Source organism: Synechococcus sp. RSCCF101 (assembly GCF_008807075.1).
Lineage (GTDB): Bacteria > Cyanobacteriota > Cyanobacteriia > PCC-6307 > Cyanobiaceae > RSCCF101.
Genome location: NZ_CP035632.1, coordinates 1,377,911 through 1,393,382, shown reverse-complemented (window position 1 = coordinate 1,393,382; position 15,472 = coordinate 1,377,911). Strand labels below are relative to the sequence as shown.

Here is a 15,472-nt window from a genome sequence, read left to right as displayed (position 1 = left end):
ACCTCGCTGCCGGAGGCAGGACGATGAATCTCGTTGCCGCCAGTGCGCTGATTCTCGGCTTCGGGGTGGCCTTCCTGCTGGCTGGCGCTCCACCGCTGCGGCCACTGCTCGTGCCGCTGCGTGGTGCGGCGGTGCTCACCTACGCGCGGCTCCTTCCGGCCTGGACGTACCCCTACTTCGACCTCCTCTCGCTGCTGCCGGCTCAGGTGGGCTCCTTCCTGCGGCTGAGGGCCACCACCGCTTTGATCAGCCTGAGTTCGGCCATCTTCATCCGGATCGTGCTGGGGCAACTGGTGCCGGCCCAGTCGCCGTTTCTCATTGTTCTGGTGGGAGCGGCCTTCAGCGGTCTGATCGTTCTGGACCAGGTCACGGTCAAGGCCACCACCGCCCGGGCGAGTCAGTTCATCAGCCTTCAATTGACCCGGCGCCTGAACCGATACACCCTCCAGGCCTGTTTCCCCAGCCGGCGTCTGCAGGCCTGGTCGCTCAAGTCGGGAGAAACGCTGCTCGGCCTGCCGGATCGCACGGCCCAGATCGCCTCCAGCCAGCTGATGGCACTCCTGGGAGACCTGGTGGCGATCGTGGTGATGGGCCTGGTGTTCCTGTTGATCACCAACGGTGAGTACTCGTTTGTTTTTGTCTTTTATCTGATCTACATCCTTGTTGAGCTGCTGGCCGCCTATGCCCGGCAGGCACAGCCGGCTGGCCCCCCGCAGCTGCAGACAGCCAAGGCGCTGCTCAACAGCTACAGGCATTACCCCAGCAGTTATCTGGAGGCTGGTCTCCAGACGCCTGTCTCTCGGGCTCTGTACGAGCTGCAGCACAGCCGGATCCTTGAGCGCCTGAAGACCAACCAGATCGACCAGAGCAACGCCATGACCAGTGAGATCGCCAACGATCTCGTTGTGGTGCTGATCCTGCTCGCCCTCCTCACCCGAACGGCGGTGACCCTGGGCGAAGCGGGGCTGTTCGTGGCCGGCCTGTTGATTCTGTTCCGGCTCACGGCATTGATCCGCATCGCTGTGCGCCGTTTCTTTCTATTGAAGAAGACGGTTCAGTCCCAGCCGGATCTCGCTGACACCATCGCTCGCGCCCTCGCGTTCCTTCGCCGGCCGATCCCTGAGAACGAGGGCTCAGCGGCCAGCAGGATTCTCGTGAATGCGCCAGCACCCTCGCTCTCCATGGCCAGGGCCGATCTGGCGATTCGCACCAAGGCCATCCCGCTGTATCGCAACCAGCTGCGGGGGGTGAGCCTGACCCACAGCGGCTGCGGAATCGTGGCCCTTACAGGTCCCCATGAATCGGGCAAGACGTGCCTGCTGCGTGCCATCGCCGGCCTGGTGGAGCTTCAGCGGGGCGAGATTCAGATCTTCGGCTGCGACATCCGGCAGTTCAGCCAGAGTGACCTTGAGTCGCACGTTCTGCTTCTCAGCAGGGATTGCTTCGCGCTGCCGCCCTCGCTTCAGGAGATCCTGATTCGGTATCAGAGGGCTGATCAGCAGCCTGAGTCCACTCCCTGGCCAGACCGTCTGGTTCGCTGGCTTGGCGACCAGCAGAACAAACTCATCCTTCTGGATGATCCGGAGCTCTGGCCCCTGCCGGAGGACCCCGCCAATCGATTCCCTCAGGCCCTGATTCAGCAGCTGGCCAGGTCCAACCTGGTGATCCTTGCCACGCAGGACCGCTCTCTTCTGCGAGCTGCTGACGCCATCTTCGTTCTCAAGGATGGCCTGTGCAAACCCCTGGAGCGCACCACGAAGCGGGCCTCAGCTCCGGCCCGCACCTAACCTGACCTGTCTGTTCCTCGTGTCTCTGCATCCGGCCCGCCCTCTCTGATGGACGACATCCCCTCCTCGTCATCAGCCGTGCCCCCAGCCTCGGGCACCCCGGCAACACCCGGCACCGGCGCGCGGTCCGTGAGACCTCTGACTCGGGCGGTGCTGGTGCTGGGTCTGCTCGGCGTGCCGGTGTTGCTGTGGCCTTTCCGGGAGCCGGTGGAGATCCCGGGTGTGATCCTGGCGGAAGACTCCAAGACGGTGACCAGCCTCTATGAAGGCACCATCACCAGGGTTTATCAATATGAGAACAACTATGTGGAGAAGGGAAATCCGATCTTTCAGATTGATTCGCCGATCTTTCGTGAGGATGCATTGCAGTCTCAGGGGCGTCTCAATGCGCTGAAGCGCAGTTACGACTGCATGCTTGCCGCTCTCACCAGCTTGGGGGCTCCTCCTGATCCGCGCGATGTTGCCAAAGCAGAGGCTGCCTTTCGGCAGCTCAGGGCCTACATCGCATTGAACCCGAGGGAGAATTGCGAGGAGTACTCGTTGAGTCGGGTCACGACTCTGGAAGCTGAAATCGCCGAGAAGGAGGCCACGGTCGCTCGCCTTCAAGGCCTCGCTGAAGACTTTCGTGCGGAGCTCGATGTTCAGGCCAGTCAGGTTCGCCGCTATGAACAGGCGGCCCGCGATGAGGTGATCTCCAAGATTCAGCTGGAGCAGGCCCAGCGCGAATACCTCAAATCCCTGAAGGAATACAACGAGACCCGTGCTTCAATCGTGGAAGCTGAGCGCATCCTTGATCAGGCTCGCAGCCGCCTGAATGAAACCACCACCCAGATCAAGCTGCGCTTCCGGGAGACGTTCGACGACTCCATCAGCAACTACCTGGCGGAGCTGGAGAGGATCAAGCGTTTTCCTGGCTTCGGCTTCACCTTCGGCCGGGATGCTCGTGCGATTCCCTACACCGTCACAGCTCCATCATCGGGCTCGCTGGGTGGCGTGCTGCTGTTCCGCAAGGGTGATTACGTGAAGCCCGGCGATGTGATGGCCAGCATCACCGATCCAGCCTCCACCCTGTTTGTGGTCGGTCAGGCCACCGCTTCGGAACGCAAGAAGATTGCTGTGGGCGATCCGGCCACCATCTCCTACCTCTCACCGGAAACCGGTGGGCCGGTGCGTCTTCAGGCGTTCGTGGCCAGTGAGTCGCTCCTGAGTCAGGACCTCACCGAGACGCAGGCCGTGATCGACCCCCAACAGCGTCGTGCCGTGGGCCGGGCTGCAAGGCCTGTGCCCACATTCCCGATCGAGTTGCGCTTCAAGGATCGGAATCCAGCCTCGCGTGCCTCTGCAGTCTCTGGTGTGATCGCGGGAGAGCAGATCAAAGCCACGGTGCGAACGCGCCAGACCAATCTGCTCTTCACCTTCATTCGCCCGTTCCGCCAGGCCTTCACCAATCTCACGGGACAATCCTGATCGATGTCCAACACGCCGGGTGGTGATGGTGGGTCGCGGTTCGAGGAGTTCCTGAACCGTGTTCAGGAGTCCAGCCGCCGCCTGCAGCAACTGCTGGCGTCCCTCATCCCCGGATCGGTTTCCCTCCCCCCCGACGATCCCCAGCGCACGGAAGTCGAGCGCGAGCCCGACGAAGACGTTGAAATCCGCCGCGTCTACGACGAGTCGACCATCGGCGACACCGACGCCGACCCGGACACCGACATGTTCCTCATCCAGGAGGAACCCGGCGACATCGCCTTCACCGACGGCCCCCTCGGTGGCTACAGCGGCGACGACCCCCGCCCGGACCTCTCCGACCGCCCCATCAGCGACGACCCCTCTGCGGCCGGCGTTGCAGCCGATTCGCCTGAAGCTTCTTCAGCTGGCCCCATCCCTGAGGCGCTTGGTTCGGTAGGCCCGGGGGTGCCGACTGATTCCGATTCCGACAGCGACTCGGACTCCGACAGTGACTCCGACTCAGACAGCGATTCGGACTCCGACAGTGACTCCGACTCGGATAGCGACTCCGATTCGGACAGCGACTCGGATTCAGATAGTGACTCCGACTCGGACAGCGACTCCGATTCAGACAGCGATTCGGACTCCGATAGTGACTCCGACTCGGATAGCGACTCCGATTCGGACAGCGACTCGGATTCCGACAGCGACTCCGACTCGGACAGCGACTCCGATTCCGACAGCGACTCGGACTCCGACAGTGATTCGGACTCAGACAGCGACTCGGATTCCGACAGCGACTCCGACTCGGACAGCGACTCGGACTCCGACAGCGACTCCGATTCCGACAGCGACTCGGATTCCGACAGCGATTCGGACTCCGACAGCGACTCCGACTCGGACAGTGACTCGGACTCCGACAGCGATTCGGATTCCGACAGTGACTCCGACTCGGACTCCGACAGCGATTCGGACTCCGACAGCGACTCCGATTCAGACAGCGACTCCGATTCAGACAGCGACTCGGATTCAGACAGCGATTCGGACTCAGACAGCGATTCGGACTCCGACAGCGATTCGGATTCCGACAGCGACTCCGACTCAGACAGTGACTCGGACTCCGACAGTGACTCCGACTCAGACAGTGACTCGGACTCCGACAGTGACTCCGACTCGGATAGCGACTCGGATTCCGACAGCGACTCCGATTCCGACAGCGACTCGGACTCCGACAGCGATTCGGACTCCGACAGCGACTCGGATTCAGACAGCGACTCCGACTCGGATAGCGACTCGGATTCCGACAGCGACTCCGACTCGGACAGTGACTCGGACTCCGACAGCGATTCGGATTCCGACAGTGACTCCGACTCGGACTCCGACAGCGATTCGGACTCCGACAGCGACTCCGATTCAGACAGCGACTCGGATTCCGACAGCGATTCGGACTCAGACAGCGATTCGGACTCCGACAGCGATTCGGATTCCGACAGCGACTCCGACTCAGACAGTGACTCGGACTCCGACAGTGACTCCGACTCAGACAGTGACTCGGACTCCGACAGTGACTCCGACTCGGATAGCGACTCGGATTCCGACAGCGACTCCGATTCCGACAGCGACTCGGACTCCGACAGCGATTCGGACTCCGACAGCGACTCGGATTCAGACAGCGACTCCGACTCGGATAGCGACTCGGATTCCGACAGCGATTCCGACTCAGACAGCGACTCGGACTCAGACAGTGATTCGGACTCAGACAGTGATTCGGACTCGGATAGCGATTCCGATTCGGACAGCGACTCGGACTCCGACAGCGATTCGGATTCCGACAGCGACTCCGACTCAGACAGCGATTCGGACTCCGACAGTGATTCGGACTCGGATAGCGATTCCGATTCCGACTCAGACAGTGACTCGGACTCGGACTCCGACAGTGATTCGGATTCCGACAGTGACTCCGACTCGGACAGCGACTCGGACTCAGACAGTGATTCGGACTCGGATAGCGATTCCGATTCCGACAGTGACTCGGATTCCGACAGCGACTCCGACTCGGATTCCGACAGTGATTCGGACTCCGACAGCGACTCGGATTCAGACAGCGACTCCGACTCGGATAGCGACTCGGATTCCGACAGTGACTCCGACTCGGACAGCGACTCGGACTCAGACAGTGATTCGGACTCAGACAGCGATTCCGATTCCGATAGTGACTCCGACTCCGACAGTGATTCGGACTCCGACAGTGACTCCGATTCCGACAGCGACTCCGACTCGGACAGTGACTCCGACGCGGACAGCGACTCGGACTCCGACAGCGATTCGGATTCCGACAGCGACTCCGACTCAGACAGCGATTCCGATTCCGACAGTGACTCCGATTCCGACAGTGACTCGGATTCCGACAGCGACTCCGATTCAGACAGCGACTCGGATTCGGACAGCGACTCCGATTCCGACAGCGACTCGGACTCAGACAGTGATTCGGACTCGGATAGCGATTCCGATTCCGACAGTGACTCGGATTCCGACAGCGACTCCGATTCCGACAGCGACTCCGATTCAGACAGCGACTCGGATTCGGACAGCGACTCCGATTCCGACAGCGACTCGGACTCAGACAGTGACTCGGACTCGGATAGCGATTCCGATTCCGACAGTGACTCGGATTCCGACAGCGACTCCGATTCCGACAGCGACTCGGATTCGGACAGCGATTCCGATTCGGACAGCGACTCCGATTCCGACAGCGATTCGGACTCCGACAGTGACTCCGACTCGGATAGCGACTCCGATTCGGACAGCGACTCGGACTCAGATAGTGATTCGGACTCGGATAGCGATTCCGATTCCGACAGCGATTCGGACTCCGACAGTGACTCCGACTCGGATAGCGACTCGGATTCAGACAGCGACTCGGACTCAGATAGTGATTCGGACTCGGATAGCGATTCCGATTCCGACAGCGATTCGGACTCCGACAGTGACTCCGACTCGGATAGCGACTCGGATTCAGACAGCGACTCCGACTCGGACTCCGACAGTGACTCCGACTCGGATTCAGACAGCGACTCCGACTCGGACAGTGACTCCGACTCGGACAGCGACTCGGACTCCGACAGCGATTCGGATTCCGACAGCGACTCCGACTCAGACAGCGACTCGGACTCCGACAGTGACTCCGACTCGGATAGCGACTCGGATTCCGACAGCGATTCCGACTCAGACAGTGACTCGGATTCCGACAGCGACTCGGACTCCGACAGCGACTCGGACTCCGACAGCGACTCGGATTCGGACAGCGATTCCGACTCCGACAGTGACTCCGACTCGGATTCCGACAGCGACTCCGACTCGGACAGTGACTCCGACTCGGACAGTGACTCCGACTCGGACAGCGACTCGGACTCCGACAGCGATTCCGACTCAGACAGTGACTCGGATTCCGACAGCGACTCGGATTCGGACAGCGACTCCGACTCCGATAGTGATTCGGATTCCGACAGCGATTCGGACTCCGACAGCGACTCCGACTCGGACAGTGACTCGGATTCGGACAGCGATTCCGATTCGGACAGTGACTCCGACTCCGACAGCGACTCGGATTCAGACAGTGATTCGGACTCCGATAGCGACTCGGATTCCGACAGCGACTCGGACTCCGACAGCGACTCGGACTCCGACAGTGATTCGGACTCAGACAGCGACTCGGATTCCGACAGCGACTCCGACTCGGACAGCGACTCGGACTCCGACAGTGACTCTGACTCGGACTCCGACAGCGATTCGGATTCCGACAGCGACTCGGATTCCGACAGCGATTCGGACTCCGACAGCGACTCCGATTCCGACAGTGACTCCGACTCGGACTCCGACAGTGACTCGGACTCCGACAGCGACTCCGATTCCGACAGCGACTCGGATTCCGACAGCGATTCCGACTCCGACAGTGACTCCGACTCGGACTCAGATAGTGATTCGGACTCGGATAGCGATTCCGATTCCGACAGCGATTCGGACTCCGACAGCGACTCCGACTCGGACTCCGACAGCGATTCGGATTCCGACAGCGACTCCGATTCAGACAGCGACTCGGATTCCGACAGCGATTCGGACTCCGACAGCGACTCCGACTCGGACAGCGACTCGGACTCCGACAGTGACTCTGACTCGGACTCCGACAGCGATTCGGATTCCGACAGCGACTCCGATTCAGACAGCGACTCGGATTCCGACAGCGATTCGGACTCCGACAGCGACTCCGACTCGGACAGTGACTCGGACTCCGACAGCGATTCGGATTCCGACAGTGACTCCGACTCGGACTCCGACAGTGACTCGGACTCCGACAGTGACTCCGACTCGGATTCCGACAGCGACTCCGACTCGGACAGTGACTCCGACTCGGACAGCGACTCGGACTCCGACAGCGATTCGGATTCCGACAGCGACTCCGACTCAGACAGCGATTCGGACTCCGACAGTGATTCGGACTCGGATAGCGATTCCGACTCAGACAGCGACTCGGACTCCGACAGTGACTCCGACTCGGATAGCGACTCGGATTCCGACAGCGATTCCGACTCAGACAGTGACTCGGATTCCGACAGCGACTCGGACTCCGACAGCGACTCGGATTCGGACAGCGACTCCGACTCCGATAGTGATTCGGATTCCGACAGCGATTCGGACTCCGACAGCGACTCCGACAGCGATTCGGACTCCGACAGCGACTCGGATTCGGACAGTGACTCCGACTCCGATAGTGACTCCGATTCCGACAGCGACTCGGACTCCGACAGCGACTCGGATTCGGACAGCGACTCCGACTCCGATAGTGATTCGGATTCCGACAGCGATTCGGACTCAGACAGCGACTCGGATTCAGACAGCGACTCCGACTCGGACTCCGACAGTGACTCCGACTCGGATAGCGACTCGGATTCCGACAGCGATTCCGACTCAGACAGCGACTCGGACTCAGACAGTGATTCGGACTCAGACAGTGACTCGGATTCCGACAGCGACTCGGACTCAGACAGCGACTCCGACTCGGACAGCGACTCCGATTCCGACAGCGATTCGGACTCCGACAGTGACTCCGACTCGGACAGCGACTCGGATTCCGACAGCGACTCCGATTCCGACAGCGACTCGGACTCCGACAGCGACTCGGACTCCGACAGTGATTCGGACTCAGACAGCGACTCGGATTCCGACAGTGATTCGGACTCAGACAGCGACTCGGATTCCGACAGCGACTCCGACTCGGACAGCGACTCGGACTCCGACAGCGATTCGGACTCCGACAGCGACTCCGATTCAGACAGCGACTCCGATTCAGACAGCGACTCGGATTCCGACAGCGATTCGGACTCCGACAGCGACTCCGACTCGGACAGTGACTCGGACTCCGACAGCGATTCGGATTCCGACAGTGACTCCGACTCGGACTCCGACAGTGACTCGGACTCCGACAGTGACTCCGACTCGGATTCCGACAGCGACTCCGACTCGGACAGTGACTCCGACTCGGACAGCGACTCGGACTCCGACAGCGATTCGGATTCCGACAGCGATTCGGACTCAGACAGCGATTCGGACTCCGACAGCGATTCGGATTCCGACAGCGACTCCGACTCAGACAGTGACTCGGACTCCGACAGTGACTCCGACTCGGATAGCGACTCGGATAGCGACTCGGATTCCGACAGCGACTCCGACTCGGACAGCGACTCGGACTCCGACAGCGATTCGGACTCCGACAGCGATTCGGACTCCGACAGCGACTCCGATTCAGACAGCGACTCCGATTCAGACAGCGACTCGGATTCCGACAGCGATTCGGACTCCGACAGCGACTCCGACTCGGACAGTGACTCGGACTCCGACAGCGATTCGGATTCCGACAGTGACTCCGACTCGGACTCCGACAGTGACTCGGACTCCGACAGTGACTCCGACTCGGATTCCGACAGCGACTCCGACTCGGACAGTGACTCCGACTCGGACAGCGACTCGGACTCCGACAGCGATTCGGATTCCGACAGCGACTCCGACTCAGACAGTGACTCGGACTCCGACAGTGACTCCGACTCGGATAGCGACTCGGATAGCGACTCGGATTCCGACAGCGACTCCGACTCGGACAGCGACTCGGACTCCGACAGCGATTCGGACTCCGACAGCGATTCGGACTCCGACAGCGACTCCGATTCAGACAGCGACTCCGATTCAGACAGCGACTCGGATTCCGACAGCGATTCGGACTCCGACAGCGACTCCGACTCGGACAGTGACTCGGACTCCGACAGCGATTCGGATTCCGACAGTGACTCCGACTCGGACTCCGACAGTGACTCGGACTCCGACAGTGACTCCGACTCGGATTCCGACAGCGACTCCGACTCGGACAGTGACTCCGACTCGGACAGCGACTCGGATTCCGACAGCGATTCGGACTCAGACAGCGACTCCGACTCGGACAGCGACTCCGACTCGGACAGCGATTCGGATTCCGACAGCGATTCGGACTCCGACAGTGACTCGGACTCCGACAGTGACTCCGATTCCGACAGCGACTCGGACTCCGACAGCGATTCGGACTCCGACAGCGATTCGGATTCCGACAGCGACTCCGACTCAGACAGTGACTCGGACTCCGACAGTGACTCCGACTCGGATAGCGACTCGGATAGCGACTCGGATTCCGACAGCGACTCCGACTCGGACAGCGACTCGGACTCCGACAGCGATTCGGACTCCGACAGCGATTCGGACTCCGACAGCGACTCCGATTCAGACAGCGACTCCGATTCAGACAGCGACTCGGATTCCGACAGCGATTCGGACTCCGACAGCGACTCCGACTCGGACAGTGACTCGGACTCCGACAGCGATTCGGATTCCGACAGTGACTCCGACTCGGACTCCGACAGTGACTCGGACTCCGACAGTGACTCCGACTCGGATTCCGACAGCGACTCCGACTCGGACAGTGACTCCGACTCGGACAGCGACTCGGACTCCGACAGCGATTCGGATTCCGACAGCGATTCGGACTCCGACAGCGACTCGGATTCAGACAGCGATTCGGACTCCGACAGCGATTCGGACTCCGACAGCGATTCGGACTCCGACAGTGACTCCGACTCGGACTCCGACAGCGATTCGGATTCCGACAGTGACTCCGACTCGGACTCCGACAGCGATTCGGACTCCGACAGCGACTCCGATTCAGACAGCGACTCGGATTCAGACAGCGATTCGGACTCCGACAGTGACTCGGACTCGGACTCCGACAGCGATTCGGATTCCGACAGCGACTCCGACTCAGACAGTGATTCGGACTCCGACAGTGATTCGGACTCGGATAGCGATTCCGACTCGGATAGCGACTCGGATTCCGACAGCGATTCCGACAGCGATTCCGACTCAGACAGTGACTCGGATTCCGACAGCGATTCGGACTCCGACAGCGATTCGGACTCCGACAGCGATTCGGACTCCGACAGTGACTCGGACTCGGACTCCGACAGCGATTCGGATTCCGACAGCGACTCCGACTCAGACAGTGATTCGGACTCCGACAGTGATTCGGACTCGGATAGCGATTCCGACTCGGATAGCGACTCGGATTCCGACAGCGATTCCGACAGCGATTCCGACAGCGATTCCGACTCAGACAGTGACTCGGATTCCGACAGCGACTCGGATTCGGACAGCGACTCCGACTCCGATAGTGATTCGGATTCCGACAGCGATTCGGACTCCGACAGCGACTCCGACTCGGACAGTGACTCGGATTCGGACAGCGATTCCGATTCGGACAGTGACTCCGACTCCGACAGCGACTCGGATTCAGACAGTGATTCGGACTCCGATAGCGACTCGGATTCCGACAGTGATTCCGACTCGGATAGCGACTCCGATTCCGATAGCGACTCCGATTCAGACAGCGACTCGGATTCAGACAGCGATTCGGACTCCGACAGTGACTCGGACTCGGATTCCGACAGTGATTCCGACTCGGATAGCGACTCCGACTCCGATAGCGACTCGGACTCCGATAGCGATTCGGATTCCGACAGTGATTCCGACTCGGATAGCGACTCCGATTCCGATAGCGACTCCGATTCAGACAGCGACTCGGATTCAGACAGCGATTCGGACTCCGACAGTGACTCGGACTCGGATTCCGACAGTGATTCCGACTCGGATAGCGACTCCGACTCCGATAGCGACTCGGACTCCGATAGCGACTCGGACTCCGATAGCGATTCGGATTCCGACAGTGATTCCGACTCGGATAGCGACTCCGACTCCGATAGCGACTCGGACTCCGATAGCGACTCGGACTCCGATAGCGATTCGGATTCCGACAGTGACTCCGACTCGGACAGCGACTCGGATTCCGACAGTGATTCCGACTCGGATAGCGACTCCGACTCCGATAGCGACTCGGATTCCGACAGCGATTCGGACTCGGACAGCGACTCCGACTCCGATAGCGACTCGGATTCGGACAGCGACTCCGACTCCGATAGTGATTCGGATTCCGATAGCGATTCGGACTCCGACAGCGACTCGGATTCGGACAGCGACTCCGACTCCGATAGTGATTCGGATTCCGACAGCGACTCCGACAGCGACTCGGATTCCGATAGCGATTCGGACTCCGACAGCGACTCGGATTCGGACAGTGACTCCGACTCCGATAGTGACTCCGATTCCGACAGCGACTCGGACTCCGACAGCGATTCGGATTCCGACAGTGACTCCGACGCGGACAGCGACTCGGATTCCGATAGCGATTCGGACTCCGACAGCGACTCGGATTCGGACAGTGACTCCGACTCCGATAGTGACTCCGATTCCGACAGCGACTCGGACTCCGACAGCGATTCGGATTCCGACAGTGACTCCGACGCGGACAGCGACTCGGATTCCGATAGCGATTCGGACTCCGACAGCGACTCGGATTCGGACAGCGATTCCGATTCGGACAGTGACTCCGACTCCGACAGCGACTCGGATTCAGACAGTGATTCGGACTCGGATAGCGATTCGGACTCCGATAGCGACTCGGATTCCGACAGTGATTCCGACTCGGATAGCGACTCCGATTCCGATAGCGACTCGGACTCCGACAGCGACTCCGACTCCGATAGCGACTCGGATTCCGACAGTGATTCCGACTCGGATAGCGACTCCGACTCCGATAGCGACTCGGATTCCGACAGCGACTCGGACTCGGATAGCGATTCGGACTCCGATAGCGACTCGGATTCCGACAGCGACTCCGACTCGGACAGTGACTCGGATTCGGACAGCGATTCCGATTCGGACAGCGACTCGGACTCAGACAGCGATTCGGATTCCGACAGCGATTCGGATTCAGACAGCGACTCGGACTCAGACAGTGACTCCGATTCCGACAGCGACTCTGACTCCGATAGCGATTCGGATTCCGACAGCGACTCGGATTCAGACAGCGATTCGGATTCCGACAGCGACTCGGATTCAGACAGCGATTCGGACTCCGACAGCGACTCGGATTCCGACAGTGATTCCGACTCAGACAGCGATTCGGACTCCGACAGCGACTCCGACTCGGACAGCGATTCGGACTCCGATAGCGACTCGGACTCAGACAGTGACTCCGACTCGGACAGCGATTCGGACTCCGATAGCGACTCGGACTCAGACAGTGACTCCGACTCGGACAGCGACTCGGACTCGGATAGCGATTCGGACTCCGATAGCGACTCGGACTCGGATAGCGATTCGGACTCCGATAGCGACTCGGATTCCGACAGTGATTCGGACTCCGATAGCGACTCCGACTCCGACAGCGACTCCGATTCCGATAGCGACTCGGACTCCGATAGCGACTCGGATTCCGACAGTGACTCCGACTCCGATAGCGACTCGGATTCCGACAGCGATTCGGATTCCGACAGTGACTCGGACTCGGATAGCGATTCGGACTCCGATAGCGACTCGGATTCCGACAGTGATTCCGACTCAGACAGCGACTCGGACTCAGACAGTGACTCCGACTCGGACAGCGACTCGGACTCCGACAGTGACTCGGACTCCGATAGCGACTCGGACTCAGACAGTGACTCCGACTCGGACAGCGATTCGGACTCCGATAGCGACTCGGACTCAGACAGTGACTCCGACTCGGACAGCGATTCGGACTCCGATAGCGACTCGGACTCCGACAGCGACTCCGACTCCGACAGTGATTCGGACTCCGATAGCGATTCCGATTCGGACAGCGACTCCGATAGCGATTCGGATTCCGATAGCGACTCGGATTCCGACAGTGACTCCGACTCAGACAGTGACTCGGATTCCGACAGCGACTCCGATTCGGACAGTGATTCGGACTCCGACAGCGACTCCGACTCAGATAGCGACTCGGACTCGGACTCCGACAGCGACTCGGATTCGGACAGCGACTCCGACTCGGATAGCGACTCCGACTCCGACAGTGATTCGGACTCCGATAGCGATTCCGATTCGGACAGCGACTCCGATAGCGATTCGGATTCCGATAGCGACTCGGACTCCGACAGCGACTCGGATTCCGACAGTGACTCCGACTCAGACAGTGACTCGGATTCCGACAGCGACTCCGATTCGGACAGTGATTCGGACTCCGACAGCGACTCCGACTCCGATAGTGACTCGGACGCTGACGGGGACTCGGATGCGGATGGGGACTCAGACGCCGATGGAGATTCAGACGCCGATGGCGACTCGGATGCGGATGGCGATTCGGACGCTGACGGCGATTCAGATGCTGACGGGGACTCGGATGCGGATGGAGATTCGGACGCTGATGGCGATTCCGATGCGGACGGTGATTCCGATGCGGATGGGGATTCGGACGCCGACGGGGATTCGGATGCGGACGGTGATTCCGATGCGGATGGTGATTCAGACGCCGACGGCGATTCCGATGCTGATGGGGACTCGGATGCGGATGGAGATTCCGATGCCGACGGGGACTCGGATGCGGATGGGGACTCAGACGCCGATGGAGATTCAGACGCCGATGGCGACTCGGATGCGGATGGAGATTCGGACGCTGACGGCGATTCAGATGCTGACGGGGACTCGGATGCGGATGGAGATTCGGACGCTGATGGCGATTCCGATGCGGACGGTGATTCCGATGCGGATGGGGATTCGGACGCCGACGGGGATTCGGATGCGGACGGTGATTCCGATGCGGATGGTGATTCAGACGCCGACGGCGATTCCGATGCTGATGGGGACTCGGATGCGGATGGCGATTCCGATGCTGACGGGGACTCGGATGCGGATGGGGACTCAGATGCCGATGGCGACTCGGATGCCGATGGGGACTCGGATGCGGATGGAGATTCGGACGCTGATGGCGATTCCGATGCGGATGGGGATTCAGACGCCGACGGGGATTCGGATGCGGACGGTGATTCCGATGCGGACGGCGATTCCGATGCGGACGGCGATTCGGACGCGGATGGGGATTCCGATTCTGATGGGGACTCCGATGCTGACGACGACTCCTTCCGAGAGCGCAGTGATGCAGACGATGATGATCAACCGGATGACGACGACCAATCCGCTGATGAGGAGACGGCGGACACTGACGCGGATGCCTCATTCGAGCCTGCTGACAGCGCCGATACGGATGAATCGGATGAACCCGATTCAGAGACTGAAGACGAGACCCCTCCGGAGACGGATGGCGATGCAACCGGAGATGATCAAGCCTCCAATGAGGCTGATGACGCTGCCCAGGACAGTGCTGATGATGCCTCCAGTGAGGACCCCAACCCAACCACTGAGGAGGACTCTGATCTGGACCCCACCAGCGACGAGGAGTCGTTTGATGCTGAGCTGGACGCCTCAGAGGAATCTGATGGTTCTGAAGAGGATGATGGCCTTGATGAGGATATTGAGTTCTCGATTGACGAGCTCGACAGCATGGATGATCCCGACGTCATGGGGGACTATGAAGATGAGGCCGAGGAATCAAGCATGGATGCCGAGATGGACGTTCCAGAGATGGAGGTGGATGCCTTCACGGATATGGATACGCTTGATCAGTTTGAGGACGTCGGCCCAAGCGACGACATGGACGATCAGGAGTATCTCTAGCGATTTCTGATCCAGTGGCGCGTCGTCCCCCTCCTGGCCCGGAAGCAAGGCTGCTGCCCCTCGCTGATGGACTAGAC

General features: G+C 60.2%; 3 protein-coding genes. All 3 read left to right on the top strand.

The genetic code is table 11. From position 1 onward, the window contains the following. Nucleotides 1–23: 23 nt before the first annotated feature. The 3 genes from EVJ50_RS06710 to EVJ50_RS14575 are packed head-to-tail and all read left to right on the top strand — an operon-like array spanning nt 24 to nt 15,395. The gene (locus EVJ50_RS06710; RefSeq protein WP_150883083.1) at nt 24–1,787 is read left to right on the top strand and encodes an ATP-binding cassette domain-containing protein; all 1,764 of its coding nucleotides are present in this window, start codon (nt 24–26) and stop codon (nt 1,785–1,787) included. Between the two features lie 48 nt (nt 1,788–1,835). Beyond that, complete coding sequence (locus EVJ50_RS06705; RefSeq protein ID WP_150883081.1) at nt 1,836–3,254, top strand: HlyD family secretion protein; 1,419 nt, start codon at nt 1,836–1,838, stop codon at nt 3,252–3,254. A gap of 3 nt (nt 3,255–3,257) precedes the next feature. Then, nucleotides 3,258–15,395: a hypothetical protein gene (locus EVJ50_RS14575; protein ID WP_191964937.1), complete on the top strand. Its 12,138-nt coding sequence runs from the start codon at nt 3,258–3,260 to the stop codon at nt 15,393–15,395. Nucleotides 15,396–15,472 lie beyond the last annotated feature (77 nt).

Coding starts and splice junctions, on each gene's coding strand:
- EVJ50_RS06710 (WP_150883083.1), top strand. CDS start 24: ATGAATCTCGTTGCCGCCAGTGCGCTGATTCTCGGCTTCGGGGTGGCC.
- EVJ50_RS06705 (WP_150883081.1), top strand. CDS start 1,836: ATGGACGACATCCCCTCCTCGTCATCAGCCGTGCCCCCAGCCTCGGGC.
- EVJ50_RS14575 (WP_191964937.1), top strand. CDS start 3,258: ATGTCCAACACGCCGGGTGGTGATGGTGGGTCGCGGTTCGAGGAGTTC.